The 17,263-nt window shown below is 64.6% G+C and carries 16 protein-coding genes; 9 read left to right on the top strand and 7 right to left on the bottom strand.

The genetic code is table 11. The features are described 5' to 3' along the window. Positions 1-125 precede the first annotated feature (125 nt). Positions 126-1,673 carry a flagellin gene (locus QX108_RS09180; protein ID WP_315721046.1) on the top strand — a complete coding sequence of 516 codons (1,548 nt, stop codon included), beginning with the start codon at positions 126-128 and terminating at the stop codon, positions 1,671-1,673. A gap of 159 nt (positions 1,674-1,832) precedes the next feature. On the opposite strand, the gene flbT is transcribed toward QX108_RS09180, so the two are convergent. Continuing rightward, positions 1,833-2,267, bottom strand: a complete 435-nt coding sequence (flbT, locus tag QX108_RS09175; RefSeq protein ID WP_315721045.1) for a flagellar biosynthesis repressor FlbT — start codon at positions 2,265-2,267, stop codon at positions 1,833-1,835. A 380-nt stretch (positions 2,268-2,647) separates the two neighbouring features. Here flbT and QX108_RS09170 point away from each other — a divergent pair, with 380 nt between their 5' ends. The 3 genes from QX108_RS09170 to flaF all read left to right on the top strand — a co-directional run bounded on the left by QX108_RS09170 (position 2,648) and on the right by flaF (position 6,709). Then, entirely contained in the window at positions 2,648-4,192 is a 1,545-nt protein-coding gene (locus tag QX108_RS09170; RefSeq protein ID WP_315779639.1) for a flagellin, read from the top strand. A gap of 230 nt (positions 4,193-4,422) precedes the next feature. Next, positions 4,423-5,994, top strand: coding sequence for a flagellin (locus QX108_RS09165; RefSeq protein ID WP_315721043.1), 1,572 nt, complete (start codon positions 4,423-4,425; stop codon positions 5,992-5,994). Between the two features lie 349 nt (positions 5,995-6,343). Next, a complete protein-coding gene (gene flaF / locus QX108_RS09160) occupies positions 6,344-6,709 on the top strand; it encodes a flagellar biosynthesis regulator FlaF (protein WP_172114420.1) in 366 nt (121 codons plus the stop codon). A gap of 277 nt (positions 6,710-6,986) precedes the next feature. Here flaF and QX108_RS09155 read toward each other — a convergent pair whose 3' ends face one another. The 4 genes from QX108_RS09155 to QX108_RS09140 form a co-directional block, all read right to left on the bottom strand. Further along, positions 6,987-7,373, bottom strand: coding sequence for a hypothetical protein (locus tag QX108_RS09155; RefSeq protein ID WP_315721042.1), 387 nt, complete (start codon positions 7,371-7,373; stop codon positions 6,987-6,989). 214 nt (positions 7,374-7,587) lie between these two features. Continuing rightward, positions 7,588-8,073 (bottom strand): hypothetical protein, encoded by a 486-nt coding sequence (locus QX108_RS09150; protein WP_315721041.1) that lies wholly within the window; start codon positions 8,071-8,073, stop codon positions 7,588-7,590. A 57-nt stretch (positions 8,074-8,130) separates the two neighbouring features. Continuing rightward, complete coding sequence (flgJ, locus tag QX108_RS09145) at positions 8,131-8,529, bottom strand: flagellar assembly peptidoglycan hydrolase FlgJ (RefSeq protein ID WP_315721040.1); 399 nt, start codon at positions 8,527-8,529, stop codon at positions 8,131-8,133. Further along, positions 8,529-9,653 (bottom strand): flagellar basal body P-ring protein FlgI, encoded by a 1,125-nt coding sequence (locus QX108_RS09140; RefSeq protein ID WP_172134694.1) that lies wholly within the window; start codon positions 9,651-9,653, stop codon positions 8,529-8,531. Before QX108_RS09140 ends, flgJ begins: the two co-directional genes overlap by 1 nt. A gap of 270 nt (positions 9,654-9,923) precedes the next feature. Between QX108_RS09140 and QX108_RS09135 the strand changes: the two genes are divergently transcribed. Next, positions 9,924-10,337, top strand: coding sequence for a flagellar assembly protein FliX (locus QX108_RS09135; RefSeq protein WP_315721039.1), 414 nt, complete (start codon positions 9,924-9,926; stop codon positions 10,335-10,337). Between the two features lie 14 nt (positions 10,338-10,351). Here QX108_RS09135 and QX108_RS09130 read toward each other — a convergent pair whose 3' ends face one another. After that, on the bottom strand, positions 10,352-10,726 hold the full coding sequence (locus QX108_RS09130; protein WP_315721038.1) for a helix-turn-helix domain-containing protein: 375 nt from the start codon (positions 10,724-10,726) through the stop codon (positions 10,352-10,354). A 144-nt stretch (positions 10,727-10,870) separates the two neighbouring features. Between QX108_RS09130 and QX108_RS09125 the strand changes: the two genes are divergently transcribed. The 4 genes from QX108_RS09125 (at position 10,871) to QX108_RS09110 (ending at position 15,538) form a co-directional block, all read left to right on the top strand. Next, positions 10,871-11,482 carry an NAD(P)-dependent oxidoreductase gene (locus QX108_RS09125; RefSeq protein ID WP_315779643.1) on the top strand — a complete coding sequence of 204 codons (612 nt, stop codon included), beginning with the start codon at positions 10,871-10,873 and terminating at the stop codon, positions 11,480-11,482. A gap of 228 nt (positions 11,483-11,710) precedes the next feature. After that, positions 11,711-12,076, top strand: a complete 366-nt coding sequence (gene dksA, locus QX108_RS09120; RefSeq protein ID WP_172114412.1) for an RNA polymerase-binding protein DksA — start codon at positions 11,711-11,713, stop codon at positions 12,074-12,076. A gap of 234 nt (positions 12,077-12,310) precedes the next feature. Continuing rightward, complete coding sequence (locus QX108_RS09115) at positions 12,311-14,407, top strand: sensor histidine kinase (RefSeq protein ID WP_315799398.1); 2,097 nt, start codon at positions 12,311-12,313, stop codon at positions 14,405-14,407. 339 nt (positions 14,408-14,746) lie between these two features. Next, the gene (locus QX108_RS09110; RefSeq protein WP_315779648.1) at positions 14,747-15,538 is read left to right on the top strand and encodes a 2-keto-4-pentenoate hydratase; all 792 of its coding nucleotides are present in this window, start codon (positions 14,747-14,749) and stop codon (positions 15,536-15,538) included. A gap of 308 nt (positions 15,539-15,846) precedes the next feature. Here the strand turns inward: QX108_RS09110 and QX108_RS09105 are convergent, their stop codons facing one another. Further along, on the bottom strand, positions 15,847-17,037 hold the full coding sequence (locus QX108_RS09105) for a hypothetical protein (protein WP_315721034.1): 1,191 nt from the start codon (positions 17,035-17,037) through the stop codon (positions 15,847-15,849). Between the last annotated feature and the right edge of the window lie 226 nt (positions 17,038-17,263).

Here is a 17,263-nt window from a genome sequence, read left to right as displayed (position 1 = left end):
CGCTTCAGCGTTTGTTAGCCACTGCCATTCACCGTGACGCCCGTCGTCCGGGTCGCCAAGTCGAGCTGGACGTCACGCCGATCTCGAAGGGATCGGCGTCGATTTCACACCAGAAGGGTATGAAAATGTCAGGTATCGTCCTCTCGGCGTCGGTGCGCCAGAATCTGCTTTCGCTTCAGTCGACGGCTCAGCTCCTCGCCACCACCCAGAACAACCTCTCCACGGGCAAGAAGGTCAACTCGGCGCTCGACAATCCGACCAACTTCTTCACCGCCCAGGGTCTCGACAACCGCGCTTCCGACATCAACAATCTGCTCGACGGCATCGGCAACGGCGTGCAGGTGCTGCAGGCCGCCAACACCGGCATCACCTCGCTGCAGAAGCTCGTCGACAGCGCCAAGTCGATCGCCAACCAGGTTCTGCAGAGCGCGGTGGGCTACTCCACCAAGTCGAGCGTGACCTCGACGGCTCTGACCGGCGCGACTGCCACCGACCTGCTTGGCTCCAGCTCGACGGCTGTGACCGGCTCGGTCGTGCAGAACGACAACACGACTCCGGCCGCCATCACCGGCTCGACCAAGCTGTCGGGCACGTCGGGCACCGCGTCGAACAACCTCGCCACCGGCATCACCTCCGGTGAGACGCTGGTCGTCAACGGCACCACCTTCACCTTCGTCACCGGCACGTCCTCGACGGGCACCAGCATCGGCATCGGCGACAGCGTCACCAACCTGCTGTCGGCGATCCAGTCCCAGACCGGCGTGACCTCGTCGATCACCGCAGGCGCCATCACCCTGACGCCGCCGGCGGCGGGATTGACGCTCTCGGGCAGCAGCGGCACCTTGGCCAAGCTCGGGCTGACTGCTGTCGGCGACGGCTTGTCAGGACAGACGCTGACGGTCGGCGCCACAGGAGGTGGCACGGCGACCAGCATCACCTTCGGCCTGGGGACAGGGCAGGTGAAATCGCTGAACGACCTCAACGAGAAGCTCGCAGCCAACAACCTGCAAGCCTCGATCGATTCGTCGACCGGCAAGATCACGCTCACCACCACCAACGACGCGGCCTCGGCCACGATCGGCACGATCGGCGGCACGTCGGCAGCCTCGAGCCAGGCCTTCAACGGTCTGACCGCGGCGGCTCCGGTGGCGGATACGACCGCGCAGACGCAGCGCTCGAACCTGGTCTCGCAGTACAACAACGTGCTGACGCAGATCAACCTGACGGCGAGCGACGCATCGTTCAACGGCGTCAACCTGCTGAACGGCGATACGCTGAAGCTGACGTTCAACGAGAACGGCAAGTCGACGCTGTCGATCACCGGCGTGACCTTCAACTCGGCGGGGCTCGGGCTCACCACGCTGACCTCGGGCACCGACTTCCTCGACAACAACTCGGCGAACAAGGTGATCGGCGTGCTGACCACGGCGAGCTCCACGCTGCGCAACGAGGCGTCGACGCTGGGTTCGAACCTGTCGGTCGTGCAGGTCCGTCAGGACTTCAACAAGAACCTGATCAACGTGCTGCAGACCGGCTCGTCGAACCTGACCTTGGCCGACACCAACGAGGAAGCGGCCAACAGCCAGGCGCTGTCGACCCGCCAGTCGATCGCGGTGTCCGCGCTGTCGCTCGCCAACCAGTCGCAGGCCAGCGTGCTGCAGCTGCTGCGCTGATCCGCAGGCATCGTCATCTCGAGATCGAAGGCGGCGGGGGAGACCCCGCCGTTTTCGCGTCTGTGGAGCACGCGTGCCGTTGCGTGTCTTGCGTCCATACGAAGAGCCCGGCTCCGCGGGCGTGGAACCGGGCTCTTCGTGGGAGTGCTGTCGCCGAGGTCAGGCGGCGGAGCTGACCGTCTTGGCGGCCTGCTCGGCCTGTTCCGCCTCGGCCTGCTCGAGCAGCTTCTTCTCGAAGGCGACCAGCTTCTTGGCTTCCTTCAGCGCCTGATAGAGATCGCCGTTGAGGATGTGACCGTTGATGGCCTCGATGATGGGCCAGGCGCTCGGCACCGTCGTGATGATGTCGCGCAGCAGGTTGAAGTAGGTGCCGTGATCCGCATCTGCACCGGGCGAGATGTACATCAGCTGGACGGCGAGATAGACGAGCTTGGCTGGCGTGTCGGCGGTCTCCGGCGTGAGGATGTCCTTTTCGCGCAGGATCGGGATGTTGTCGCCGTCGATCAGCAGCCGTGCCCGCTGGTCGGTGTTGGTGATCACGCACGAGCCGATGATGATGCGCTCATGCGGCTTCAGTTCGACTTTCAGGGCCATTCTCGTCCTCCGTTGCCGCGATCGGCGCGGCGCCGAATCTGCTTCGGCGAGGCCGGCACTCATGTGCTGCCAGTCTAAATCGCGCGAACAGTCTGCGCGCTCGATCGCTCGGCGCGCAGCGATCCTTTCCGAACATGGTTAATGATCGGTAAATGACCGGCGCGCTTGGTAAATGTCTGGTGTTTTCAATGTGATCGCTGGTGCGCTCTGCGATGGTCGAGCGCGGCGGCGCGGCCGCAAGCGGCCGCTGTGGCGGGTGGCTTCACCCTTTGTTAGCCAGTCCCATTTACCTTAACGCACGTCGCCCGGTTGCGAAGTCGATACGGGCACAACCGATCCTGAAGGATCGGTCGTTTGTTTCACACCAGAAGGGTATGAAAATGTCAGGTATTGTTCTCTCGGCGTCGGTGCGTCAGAATCTGCTCTCGCTTCAGTCGACGGCTCAGCTCCTCGCCACCACCCAGAACAATCTCTCCACGGGCAAGAAGGTCAACTCGGCGCTCGACAATCCGACCAACTTCTTCACCGCCCAGGGTCTCGACAACCGCGCTTCCGACATCTCCAATCTGCTCGACGGCATCGGCAACGGCGTGCAGGTGCTGCAGGCTGCCAACACCGGCATCACCTCGCTGCAGAAGCTCGTCGACAGCGCCAAGTCGATTGCCAACCAGGTGCTGCAGAGCTCCGTGGGCTACTCCACCAAGTCGAGCGTGACCTCGACGGCTCTGACCGGCGCGACTGCCACCGACCTGCTGGGCTCCAGCTCGACGGCTGTGACCGGCTCGGTCGTGCAGAACGACAACACGACTCCGGCCGCCATCACTGGCTCGACCAAGCTGTCGGGCACGTCGGGCACCGCGTCGAACAACCTCGCCACCGGCATCACCTCCGGTGAGACGCTGGTCGTCAACGGCACCACCTTCACCTTCGTCACCGGCACGTCCTCGACGGGCACCAGCATCGGCATCGGCGACAGCGTCACCAACCTGCTGTCGGCGATCCAGTCCCAGACCGGCGTGACCTCGTCGATCACCGCAGGCGCCATCACCCTGACGCCGCCGGCGGCGGGATTGACGCTCTCGGGCAGCAGCGGCACCTTGGCCAAGCTCGGGCTGACTGCTGTCGGCGACGGCTTGTCAGGACAGACGTTGACGGTCGGCGCCACAGGAGGAGGCACGGCGACCAGCATCACCTTCGGCCTGGGGACAGGGCAGGTGAAATCGCTGAACGATCTGAATACGGCGCTCGCAGCCAACAACCTGCAGGCTTCGATCGACTCGACCGGCAAGATCACGCTCACCACCACCAACGACGCGGCCTCGGCCACGATCGGCACGATCGGTGGCACGTCGGCAGCCTCGAGCCAGGCCTTCAACGGTCTGACCGCGGCGGCTCCGGTGGCGGATACGACCGCGCAGACGCAGCGCTCGAACCTGGTCTCGCAGTACAACAACGTGCTGACGCAGATCAACCTGACGGCGAGCGACGCATCGTTCAACGGCGTCAACCTGCTGAACGGCGATACGCTGAAGCTGACGTTCAACGAGAACGGCAAGTCGACGCTGTCGATCACCGGCGTGACCTTCAACTCGGCGGGGCTCGGGCTCACCACGCTGACCTCGGGCACCGACTTCCTCGACAACAACTCGGCGAACAAGGTGATCGGCGTGCTGACCACGGCGAGCTCCACGCTGCGCAACGAGGCGTCGACGCTGGGTTCGAACCTGTCGGTCGTGCAGGTCCGTCAGGACTTCAACAAGAACCTGATCAACGTGCTGCAGACCGGCTCGTCGAACCTGACCTTGGCCGACACCAACGAGGAAGCGGCCAACAGCCAGGCGCTGTCGACCCGCCAGTCGATCGCGGTGTCCGCGCTGTCGCTCGCCAACCAGTCGCAGGCCAGCGTGCTGCAGCTGCTGCGCTGATCCGCAGGCATCGTCATCTCGAGATCGAAGGCGGCGGGGGCGACCCCGCCGCTTTTTTTGCGCCTGGTTCGGTGCTGCCGCCCGTATCAATACTGGCTCCGAACGCGGGGCAGAGACCCGGGACGGAGCGTAACCAGACGTTAAGCAAGAAATTTAAAGCGCCATTAACCATGTTTTAAAAGTGGGTGGACTAGAACCTCCTGGTGAATAACTAGGAAGGTTTCACACACATGTCCGGTATCGTTCTCTCGGCTTCGGTTCGCCAAAACCTGCTGGCGCTGCAAAATACTGCATCGCTGCTGGCCACGACTCAAAACAACCTGGCCACCGGCAACAAGGTCAACACGGCGCTCGATAACCCCACCGAATTCTTCACTGCGCAATCGCTCAACAACCGTGCGAGCGACATTGCGAACCTGCTCGACAGCATCGGCAACGGCGTCCAGGTTCTGCAGGCAGCGAATACCGGTCTGACCTCGCTCCAGAAGCTGGTCGATAGCGCGAAGTCGATCGCGAGCCAGGTCCTTCAGGCGCCCACCGGCTATACCACCAAGTCGAGCGTGACCTCCGCGGTCATCCCGGGCGCGACCGCAAACAACCTGCTCGGCAGCTCCTCGAACAATTTCGTGGCCGGCAGCGTGGTCAACAACGACAATCTCAGCACGGCGGTGGCGATCACCGGGTCGACCAGGCTGTCGGGTACGGCGAGCTCCACCTCGAACGACCTGGCGAGCAGCATCACCACCGGCGACACGCTGGTCGTCAACGGTGTGGTGTTCACCTTCGTGGCCGGGTCCGTCTCGGCAGGCACCAATATCGGCGTGGGCGACACCGTCAGCAACCTTCTTGCCGCGATCGATTCGGTGACCGGCGCAACCGCGACGCCGTCCTCGGTGAGCGGCGGCCAGATCTCCATCGCCACAGGCACCGCGCAAGACCTGACGATATCGGGCACCGCCTTGGCCAAGCTCGGGCTGACAGCAGGCACGACGGCCCGAAATCCGCCGGCGTTGTCAGGGCAGACGCTGACGATCGCCTCGACAGGAGGCGGTGTCGCAACGAACATAACATTCGGCACGGGCGCCTCTCAGATATCGACGCTGGCCCAGCTCAACACCGCTCTTGCCGCGAACAATCTGCAGGCCAGCCTGAGCACGACCGGTCAGCTGACGATCCTCACCACGAACGAAGCGGCCTCGTCGACCATCGGCGCGGTCGCGGGCTCCTCGACCGCGGCGAGCCAGGCCTTCAACGGCGTGACCGCATCGACCCCGGTGGCGGACACGAACTCGCAGACGACGCGCGCCGGACTGATTGCCCAGTACAACAACGTGCTGGCGCAGATCGACACCACCGCACAGGACGCATCGTTCAACGGCATCAACCTGCTGAACGGCGACACGCTGAAGCTGACCTTCAACGAGACCGGCCGGTCGACCCTGAACATCACGGGCGTGACGTTCAACAGCACCGGCCTCGGTCTGTCGGCGCTGGTGGTCGGAACCGACTTCCTCGACAGCAACTCGGCCAACAAGGTGTTGTCGACGTTGAACAGCGCATCGACGGCCATTCGCTCCGAAGCGTCGTCGCTCGGTTCGAACCTGTCGATCGTGCAGATCCGTCAGGACTTCAACAAGAACCTGATCAACGTGCTGCAGACCGGCTCGTCGAACCTGACGCTGGCCGACACCAACGAGGAGGCGGCCAACAGCCAGGCGCTGTCGACACGGCAGTCGATCGCGGTCTCCGCCCTGGCGCTGGCCAATCAGTCGCAGGCGAGCGTTCTGCAGCTGCTCCGCTGAGCGCGACCGTACCGGCATCTCCATCCAGCGAAGCGGCGGGCATGGCCCGCCGCTTCTTTTTTTGCGCCTCGGCCACCGCGCTCACGCGCGGTCCGCGGGCTCCCCCGCGATGCTTCGGTATGCGGCGCGCGGTGTGCGTGCCCGCGGCGAAAGACTCCCGAATTTTTCCAAGCGATTTGAGCAAACACGTTCGCACCAAATTAAGAGGCCTCGCAGGTGCGGTTGTTTTCGACGTCTGGTGATATCGAGAGGCGAAATCCGCTAATAGCTGCTAACCATATTTTAAAGGCACACAACGTACAAAACCTGTGCAGTTTGTTGGTGTCCCCGCGTCAGTCCGGAGTACTTGATGTCATATGCCGCTCAAGCCTATGCACGCACGTCGCAAACGACGGCATCACCACGGGAGATCGAAGCTCAGGCATTGTTGAAGGCTGCGCGGCAGCTGCAGGAAGTGCAGGCCAATTGGAGCGGCCCCGATCGCAACATGTACAAGGCGCTGCTCTTCAATCGTCGCCTCTGGACGATCTTCATGAGCGCGATGGAGATGGACGACAATCCGAACTCGCTCGATATCCGACAGAACATCGCCAATATTGGCGTGTTCGTCATGAAGCAGACGATCGAGATGCAGATGGATCCGGATCCGGCGAAGCTGAAGTCGCTGATCGACATCAACTGCCACATCGCGGCGGGGCTATCCGGACGCAGCTGACCTTCCGGTCCGGACACCGGGAGGAAGCGCCTTGGCTTACGTCACCAGCATCTTGTCCATGTCCTAGACATCGAAGTCCTAGACATCGAACGTGTTGGAGCGACGGAACGTACGAAGCCGTCGGTCCAGCGCTCCATCAGCGCAGTCGGAGCAGGGCGCATCGGGCCAGACCGGCCTCGACGCCGCCAACGCCACGCAGAGCAGCTGATCTTTCCAATGCTGAGAACCGCCGCGGCGGCCGGCCGGGGCGGCTGGACGTCGATCGTCGGTGATGCGATCAGGCCGTGCGATCGGTGGGCATCACGCGCGGCGCGTCTTCCTTCTGCAGATCCTTCTGCAGGTCGAGCGTGTTGAAGTAGGCGCGGCGGCGCAGCACGGCTTCATCCGGATACTGCGCCACGACCTGGTCGGTCCTGCGGTTCACGACCTGAAACACGAGCGCTGCGGCCGCGCGGTCGTAATAGGCCTGATGCGAGACCGACAAGTCGTTCGCGGCCCTGAGCTGGACGTCGTTGCGCACGGGGGCGCCGGCCTCGGCCGCGGTCACGGTCTGGCTCGGAGGAAGGTCCGTCGGCACAGCGTTCACCACCGCCTGGCTCGACGGTTGAATGATCGGAACAGACGCTGGCGCGCCGACCGGTCTCACGCTGAAATCGGAACTCATGGCAGCCTCCTCATGGCCATCGAGTCAATTCCCAACCCATCCCGCTTGCAACTATGCCGATCACCAATCAACGTTATGTTAGGAAATAGGATGAACGGCGCGTTGTGATTCGCCGGGGCCTTTTAAGCTTGTTCGAACGTTAAACGGCGAGCGCCGCGCGACCCTTTCGGGCGGCGCGGCTCTGGAGAACCGATTCCTGTGCCAGGCTGAGGGCTCAGAGCGTCCGGCTGACGGCGAGCGGGGTCAGATGGCGGCTGCCCGGGGCGGCGCGGTGGCCGCCCGACGTATAGGTGCTCGGGATGTTCCTGCGCTGAACCTCGGCATTGACCCCTCGCACGATCTTCTCCGAGACCGCGTGCGCCGTTGCCAGGACCGTCAGGTTGACCTGCAGCATCGCCCGGAACGTGTCGTGGTGGCGGTGCAGGCTGGCAAGCAGCTCCGGCGCAGTCTGCTTCATGAACGCCTGGCTGGCCTTGAGGCGGCCCACCGTCGTGACGTAGTGGCGCGAGAGCTCGGTCTTCCTCGGTCCGAACGCCATGCCCTCGCGCAGCTTGCCGGCGCGGACCAGCTCGGTCTCCTGCTCGATGACCGCAATCAGCTCGCTCATGACGCTGACCATCTCGTCAGCGAGCGCGCGCGCCTCCGCCGCGCTGGCGGCAGCCGTGTAGGTCGTGTTTCTCGCCTGGCCCTGTGCGGTCATCTCTTTACTCCTGTCGGCGTGGGGCGGTGCGGACCCCCGCGATGTCTACGCTTACGGTTACGCTTTGCCGTTGCCGGCACTGCTGCCGGCAGTGCTGCTCTTGGCCTGCTGAAGGATCAGGGTGCGGAAGACGTCGTTGGAAATGCCGACGCCGCCGGCCTTGGCGAAGTTCTTCGAATATTCCTCGGTCAGCATCGAGCGCCAGACGCCGGTGCCGGGCGTGTTGCCGAACGGACCATCGCCCTTCACACCATTGGTCATCTGCGAGAACATCGAGTTCAGGAACATGGCCTCGAAATCGGTCGCGGTCGCCTTGGCCTTGGCCTGGGCCTTGGGAGACACCTTGGTGAGGGCCTCCGCGAGGTCCAGATCGGTGCGCGGCGCGGCTGCGGCCGTCGCGTGGGGCGTGCTGAGCGGAACCCGGCCGGCGTAGGAGTCGACGAAGGACGTGGCCATTACATCACCTCGATGTCGGCTTCGATGGCGCCGGCGGCCTTGATCGCCTGCAGGATGCTGATCAGGTCGCGCGGGCCGATGCCGAGGCCGTTGAGGCCGTCGACCAGCTGCTGCAGCGACACGCCGTCACGGACGATCGCGAACTTCTTGCCGTCCTCGGTGACGCCGACGCTGGTGCGCGGCGTGACCACGGTCCGCCCCCGCGACAGCGGATTGGGCTGGCTGACCTGCGGGCTCTCCGAGATCGTGACCGTGAGGTTGCCCTGGGCGACGGCCACGGTGGCGACGCGGACGTCGCGGCCCATGACGATGATGCCGGAGCGCTCGTCGATGACGATCTTCGCGGCCAGATCCGGATCGACCTGGAGCTGCTCGATCTCGGTCAGGAAGGCGACGACATTGCCCTTGAACTCCGATGGGACGCTCAGTTGCACCGTCGACGGATCGATCGGCTCGGCCGTCTTGACGCCGAGGAAATCGTTGATGGCCGCGGCGATGCGCTTGGCGGTGGTGAAATCGGCGTTGCGCAGGGCCAGCCGCACGTTCGGCAGCCGGTTCAAGGCGAACTCGATCTCGCGCTCGATGATGGCGCCGTTGGCGATGCGGCCGACCGTTGGCACGCCGCGCACGATCTTGGCGGCCTCGCCCTCGGCCTGGAAGCCGGAGATCGCCAGGGAGCCCTGCGCCACCGCATAGACGTTGCCGTCGGCGCCGAGCAGGGGGGTGACGAGCAGGGTGCCGCCCTGCAGGTTCTTGGCGTCGCCGAGCGCGGACACCGTGACGTCCATGCGCGTGCCCTGCGTCGCGAAGGGCGGCAGATTGCCGGTGACCATGACGGCGGCGACGTTGCCGGTGCGGATGGTGGCGCCGCGGATGTTGACGCCCATGCGCTCGAGCATCGCCTGCAGCGACTGCTTGGTGAACGGGATGTTGTTGAGCGTATCGCCGGTGCCGTTCAGGCCGACCACGAGGCCGTAGCCGATCAGCTGGTTCTGGCGCACGCCTTCGATATTGGCGAGATCCTTGATCCGCGACGTCGCATGCGCGGGCATGACAATAGAGGCCAGCGCCAGCATGGCGGCGCAAGCGGCCTGAAACAGGCGCGTAAGTCGGACGCGTCGCATCCTATGCTCCCCTCGAACTCTGCAAGTGATCAGTTGGCCACTCCCATGACCGCACGATCGGCATTAACTATGCGAGGGCCGTGCCAGGGTGATGCTCCCGGCTAACTCATTGAAAGAGTATGAAATCGATCGCGGGCTTTGTTGCGAGCCAGGGTTACTCCGGAGGAACGAAGCTGCCGCCCCGGCAGAATTTGCCGGGCCATTTACGCACCGTTAACCACGACGCGGCCAATCTCCGCTCCGACACGCAGAGCTTGCGGGGAGCCACCGATGCGCATCTATGGACCGAACGGCACGACGCTCAACACGTCGACCAGCTCCACGCGAAAGACCTCGTCCGGCGGCTTCAAGCTGCCCGACGTCGGCACCACGCAAGAGACGCGCGCGACGCTGGCGCCGAAGCAGACCGCCAACATCGACGCGCTGCTGGCGCTGCAGGGCATCGAGGAGGATCCGGCCGAACGCCGCAAGCGCTCGGTCCAGCGCGGCAAGCGCGCGCTGGACGTGCTCGACGATCTCAAGCTCTCGCTGCTGTCCGGCAAGCTCGACACCGCGATGGCGCTGCGGCTGCGCGATGCGGCGGCCGACCTGAAGCAGACGTCCGGCGAGCCGGGACTGGATGCGATCCTGTCCGAGATCGAGCTGCGGGTCGAGGTCGAGCTCGCCAAGGCGGGGCAGGGCTGAACCGGATCGGGCGCTCAGGCGGCCTTTGAGGGCGCCTGCGCATCATAGCGCCGTTGCGCGGCGGTGACGTCCTTCAGATGCCGCTCCGCCCAGTCACGGAGCGGATCGACCGCCGCGGCGAGCGTCAGTCCCAGTGGCGTGATCGAATATTCGACCGTGACCGGCACGGTGGCGATCGCGCGCCGCCGCACCAGACCGTCGCGCTCCAGGCTCTTCAACACCTGCGAGAGCATCTTCTGCGAGATGCCTTCAATGGCACGGCGCAACTGATTGAAGCGCAAGGGCTCGTTGCGCAGCAGGATCAGGATCAGCACGGCCCATTTGTCGCCGACGCGATCGAGGATTCTTCGCGTGGGACAGTCGGCCGAATAGACGTTCGGGGCTCGCATCGGTTACTCCGGCGTGACCAGGTGATCTCAAAGTGCGCTCTTAACACCAGCATTCGTTTCGCTATCTAGTCACTATCGGATACCAAGAGGGTCTCGTCCAGAGGCCCGATCCGAGCCAATGATCGCAAACGATGGAGTTGCAGCATGAAGATCGCCGTCGCCGGCGCGTCCGGCCGTGCCGGGTCGCGCATTACCGCCGAGCTGGCCAATCGCGGCCATCATGTCACCGGCATTGCCCGGCATCCGGCCAAGATCGAGAAGCACGCCAACGTCACCGCCGTGCAGGGCGATGCCAACGACCGCGCCGCGCTGGCGAAGTTGTGGGCCGGCCACGAGGTCGCGATCAGCTCGATCCATTTTTCGGCGAGTGACGTCGAGGCGCTGATCGGGGCGGCGAAAGATTCTGGCGTATCTCGTTACCTCGTTGTCGGCGGCGCCGGCTCGCTCGAGGTCGCGCCGGGCGTGCGGCTGGTGACGACGCCGGGCTTTCCGGCGGCCTACAAGGCCGAAGCGGAGAAGGGCGCCGCGTTCCTGGATCGGCTGCGCCAGGAGAAGGAGCTCGACTGGACCTTCCTGTCGCCCTCGGCCATGATCGATTTTGGCGCCAGGACGGGCAAGTTCCGGCTCGGAACGGACCAGCTGCTGGTCGATGCCGACGGCAAGAGCTTCATCACCTTCGAGGACTTCGCGGTCGCAATGGCCGACGAAATCGAGCGTCCGGCGCACCGCCGGGCCCGTTTCACGGTCGGTTATTGAGGCAGTCCCTGGCGCCCCCGCCGTCCGGTCGCGATTTTGGCTGGACAACGGCCGGATGGCGGGGCGCCCGTGTCGATGGAAATATTGTCTGTCACAAGAGGCCGCTATATAACGCGGCCGCGAACGGGCGTATTCCGTCCGCCGGTGCCGAAACCGGCGCCAGCACGTACAGATGGGCTGACCTTGGAAAAGTTGAAGAACTACAAACCTTCCGAAAAAGAGCCTTTCATGAACGAACGCCAGCGCGAGTACTTTCGCGCCAAGCTGCTGGCATGGAAGGAGGAGATCCTGCGCGAATCGAAGCTCACCCTGCAGGCTCTGCAGGAGGAGAACGTCAACCATCCCGACCTCGCCGACCGGGCGTCGTCGGAGACCGACCGGGCGATCGAGCTTCGCGCCCGTGACCGCCAGCGCAAGCTGATCTCCAAGATCGACGCGGCGCTCCAGCGCATCGAAGACAACACCTATGGCTATTGCGAGGAGACCGGCGAGCCGATTTCGCTGAAGCGGCTCGAGGCCCGTCCGATCGCGACGCTGTCGGTGGAGGCGCAGGAACGCCACGAGAAGCGCGAGAAGGTCTATCGCGACGAGTAGGTCGCGATGGTGACATGATCAGCCTTGCGGCCGCCTGCCGGGTGCGGCCGCAGGCCCGAACGACGGCTGAGTTCGCGCCTCCCTGCAGCGCGAAGGTAGCTGCATTCTCGCGTTGTCATCCCCCTCGCGTGGACCGGTTTATCGGGACAAGCCAGGAACTTTTTGGCGCTCACGGAATTGGAGTGGGTTCCGTGTTGGAACACGCCGTGGGGGATCATGCGCGCGCAGGAACCAATGCCGATGGGCTCGCTCGGCGGCGTGCTCGTCACGCTGCAGCGCTCGTATGGCGTTCTCAGCATCAAGGGACGCCTGCTTCTGCTTGCGGGCATCCTGTTCCTGCCCTGCGTCGGGCTGATCGCCTATGTCATCATCTCGATGGCGCAGTCCGCGGATGCCTCGATCCGGCGGGGCCTGTCTTACGCAGCCCAGACGATCTCCGGCGCTGTCGACGCCGAGCTTCGGCGCTACATCGCGCTGGCGGAGGTGCTAGCAAAGTCACCCGATCTCGCCGCGGACGATCTCGACCAGTTCGAGTCGGAGGCGCGCCGGGTCGGGCTGGTGAGCGGCGATGCCTGGATCATCGTTTCCGACCCCAGCGGCCGGCTGCTGCTCAACACCCTGGCGGCGCCCGGCAAGCCGCTCGGCGAGCGCACCCCGCAGGGCCAGCGCTCGCAGGATCTTGCGTTCAAGCTGGGCCGGCCGCAGGTCTCCGACATCTTCACCGGCCCCAATTCCGGCGAATGGGTGGCGACGGTCGATATCCCCGTCTTCAAGGACGGCATGCCGTTCCGCTGTTTGTCGATCGCGATGCCTGCGGCCAACTACACGCGGCTGCTCGCCCAGCAGCAGCTGCCGGCCGACTGGCTGGTCGGCATCATGGATGGCAGCGGCCGGTACATCTCACGCATTCCGAAGAACGCGACCTCGACGGGGCAGCCCGCGTCGGCCGGCTGGCGGGCGAGCGCCAAGGTCGCCGGCATTGCGGAGTTTCCCTCGATCGAAGGCGATCGCGTCATCAACGCCAATGCGCATCCTCAGCTGAGCGACTGGACCGTCGGCGTCGGCATCAAGCAGGGCGTGTTCGCCCAGGCGATCTCCTCGACGGTCCAGACCGCCACGATCGCGGCCACGACGATCTGCGCGCTGGCGCTGCTGCTTGCGGCCGGCATCGGCCGCAGCATTGCCCGGCCCCTCGACGGCATCGCAGTCAAGAGCTCCACGCCCGGCGCGGCCGCTCCGTCCGATCCTCCGGAGGTGCGGGCGCTGAATGCACGACTTGCCGCCGCCGCCCGGGCTCAGGCCGAGAGCGCGCGCATCATCCAGGACAATTTCAGGCTGCTCGCCAAGGCCAGGGACGACTCCTCGCGCACCGCCGAGCAGCTCAAGCTCGCGGCCAAATATGGGCGGCTCGGGACGTTCTCCTGGGACGGCAACTCGAACACCAGCCAATGGTCCGATGAGATCGAGGAGCTCTATGGGCTGCAGCCCGGAACCTTCCCAGGCACCTATGACGCCTGGCTGGCGCTGGTGCATCCCGAGGATCAGGCCCGCGCCGACCGGGACAACAAGCAGGCGCTGATCACCGGCGAGCTCAATTCGGAATGGCGGGTGCCGCTGCCGGACGGCTCGATCCGCTGGATCGAGGCGCGGGCGCGCCTGTTGCGCGGCGAGGGCGGCAGCGACCCGCAGATGATCGGCGTCAATATCGACGTCACCGCCGCCAAGGAGGCGGACCGCAAGCGCGAATTGCTGGTCCATGAGCTCGCCCATCGCGTGAAGAACAGCCTCGCGGTGGTGCAGTCGCTGGCCCACCAGCTGCTGCCGCGGCACGATGTCAAGGTTCGCGACTTCACATCGCGGCTGCATGCGCTGGCCACGGTTCACACCAGCCTCGCGGAGAACGACTGGCAGGGTGCCGATCTCGCTTCGCTGGTCGCCAGCCAGGTGGCGCCGTTCGCCAGCGCGCCCGATCAGCTGTTGCTCAGCGGTCCAGATATCCTGGTCCCGGTCGAGTTGACCACGCAGCTCGCGCTCGTCATCCACGAGATGGCCTGCAATGCCAGCAAGTACGGCGCGCTGACGACGCCGAGCGGTCGCGTCGAGGTCTCCTGGTCGCTCCGGCCCGACGCGTTGCATGTCCGCTGGCAGGAGAGCGGCGGTCCGCCGGCCCGCGAGCCTCCGGTGGTCGGCTTCGGCAGCCGCCTGTTGACCCGCACCGTGAGGCATCTGCAGCGCACCTTTTCCGAAGGGGGCCTGATCTGTCAGTTCGAGCTGCCGTGGCTCGAGACGCGCAGTCCGGGAGCCGACGCAACCCTCAGCGAAGCGAAGTAGCGGCGCGGCCAGTCTTGCCTCCCCGACCGCGCAATTTCGCGACGTCGAACCGCTGCTCAGGCTGCGCAGTGCTGTCTCCCGTGGCGTATGGCGGCTGCTCGGCTGGAATCCGCGACCGAATGATGAGATCATCGTCGCGACGGCCGGGAGCCTGCTGATGTGGCGGCTGCTGCGGCCGTGGTTGAAGTAGCTTCCGAACGACCGGGGGCGCGCTTCAAGCGCGGCGCGAGCTTCCGCGATATGAGATCAGGCGGCCGTCAAAAGCGATTGAGTAACAGCTGGTTAACCATAAGTTTTGAGAGGCCGCTTCGAGCGGCTCGCAGCGGGAGTTGAACGACCATGGGAGCAGACGAGGTCCTGGCTGCCGCGCAATTGATCGTAGGCGCCCGCCGCGCGAGGACGCCGCTGGCGGCTCTGCCGGCTCACCTTCAGCCGAAGGATGAAGCGGCCGGTTATGAGATCCAGCATGAGGTTCACTGGCTGCTCGCCGAGCATGCCGGCGATTTCGCCGGCTACAAGATCGGCTGCACCAGCAAGGTGATGCAGGATTACATTGGCATTCCGCATCCTTGCGCCGGCGGGGTGTTTGCGGGCGGCGTGCATGCCTCGGGCGTCGCACTGCGCGCGGCCGATTTCGTTCGTGTCGGCGTCGAGTGCGAGATCGCGGTGCGGCTGGCAAAGGACCTGCTGCCACTGGACGCGCCCTTCACCATCGCCCATGTCGGCGACGCGATTGGCGACTGCCACGCGGCGATCGAGATCGTCGACGACCGTTACGTGCAATGGGAGACCATGGGCGCCCCGACCCTGGTGGCAGACGACTTCTTTGCCGCAGGGTGCGTGTTGGGGCCTGCCGTCCCGCGCGATGCGGCCGGCGACCTCGCCGCCGTGCAGGGCTGCGCCTTCGTGAACGACGCCTTGGCCGGGCAGGGCTCCGGCGCCGACGTGCTCGGCCACCCGCTGCACGCGCTCGCTTGGCTTGCCAATCATCTTGCCGCGCGCGGCGACGGGCTCGAGGCCGGGCAACTGGTGCTGACCGGCAGCCTCGTCAAGACGGTCTGGCTCAAGCCGGGTGACCGGGTGCGGATGGAGCTGGATGGGCTGGGCGTCGTCGAGGCGGCGATCGTGTGATCTCGTCCTCAAAAGGGTGATGCCTCGCCCGACGGTCGGTTGGCAAGCTCGCCGATCGAGCCAGCGCCATGCGCAGGAGCCGTCCGGCGGGCTGTCGGCAAGCGTTGTGGACGTTGTGCAATACCGTGCGATCCCGGACGCCGGATGGATGCCAATCCGCACGCTCTGAAAGGTGGTTCGGCCCAGATCCGGCCCGAGCGGTGATTTGCCAGTTTGGACGGTAGGGTGCTCCCCTGGACCTGCGGCGGGCGACGTCCGACCGGCGATGACCGGTGGGACGTCGGATCCGTAGCAATGCCGGACCGATCTCAGGCGTTCAGTCCACTTCTCATCGCATCCGCGAACTGTTTCAGGGTGTAGGCACTGGGGATCTCGTCGGCCTTCCAGAGAAAACCGCCGGCCAGCGGGTGACGTTTGCTCCAATACGCAAACTTCTCCTGGGCCTTCTCAGGTGTCTCCGCGCCGTAATTGATGCCGACGCCGGGAAAGACAAAGCTCTCCGCATGGAAGCCAGGCGCCATCTTCCGTTCGATGGCATCGACCCAATCTTGGGGGTTGTTGCCTCCCCCGCCAGAGTAGCACTGCAGGTTGAATTCCGCGACGATCTGAGGATCCCGTTCGTGAACCTCCTGCAGGCTGTCGCACCAGAAACTCGGATCGGTGTAGGTGCAGAAAGTGACCTGGTAGCCGAGCACACCCAGCATGCGGCTGAATGCGACAGTCGTTGGCGTATCGTAGAGGCTCTCATTGTCGAGATCGATGCCGTCGACTGCAGGCATGGCAGCCTTGAGAGCGCGGAAGTTTTCGTAGAGCGGGGTGCCGGGTCCTGTCTGTGGCTCGCCGGGGCCGTCGGCCCAGATCAAATTCTGAATGTTGCTGAAGGTGCCCTCACCCCAGAGCGAGAACAGAAGTCGTCTGACCGAAGATGTCGGGCCCTTGAGCGCGTGAAGGCGTTCGGCCCATTTGAGGTCGCCGACATACTTGCCGCCTTTGACGACCATTCCCTCGTTGAAGATGCTGCCGTCGGCCTCGACGTGAAACGCCCAGGCGATCACCGTGTTGAAGTTCGACGACATCAGCGGCTCGATCCCTCCCGACGACTGATAGAACGGGCCGGGAACATAGATCGCCAGCGTCTTGTACGCGTTCTTGAGAATGCCGTTGTCGTTCCACAGATCCGCAGCCGGCACATGGGTCAGATCGAAGGTGGCATCGATGTAGCTGCCATCGATCTTTTCGGCCCGGCAGGACAACGTCACGTGAATATCCTTGCAGGTGAGCTTGTAGCTTCCTGCCGGAATGAAGCCTGTCGGAGGGGCGCTCCCCGGGGCCGGCTTGAGAACCCCGTTTTCATTGAGAAGCTGAACGTCTTCAGCGTTTGTCAGATCGAAGCTCGCCGGGACCCAATTGTCTCCGGCCGACCAGGCCTGGCAGGTCAGCTTCACGGTGATCTGGAAACATGAGCGAACGTAACTTCCGTTTGGAATAAAACTGCCCATTGTCTTCACCATTCGTTTGAGAGGAAAAATTGCGTGCATGAAAAGCAGGCGACTCGGTTCGGGAAAGGCCGTAAGTGTGAACGGCTGCTTTCCCGACGCCAGAAGTCTTCAGGGCCAGAGCTGATGATCGCGTTTCGAACGGTCGAGCAACTCAACTCTTGAATGACTAAATTGCGAGCGACGTCGGCTCGAAACGAACACGGCCTCCGGCAGGGGAGCTACCGGA

Origin of the sequence: Bradyrhizobium sp. SZCCHNR1002 (genome assembly GCF_032381435.1) — a bacterium.
GTDB classification, from domain to species: domain Bacteria; phylum Pseudomonadota; class Alphaproteobacteria; order Rhizobiales; family Xanthobacteraceae; genus Bradyrhizobium; species Bradyrhizobium aeschynomenes.
This window is presented reverse-complemented; position numbering and strand designations above follow the sequence as displayed.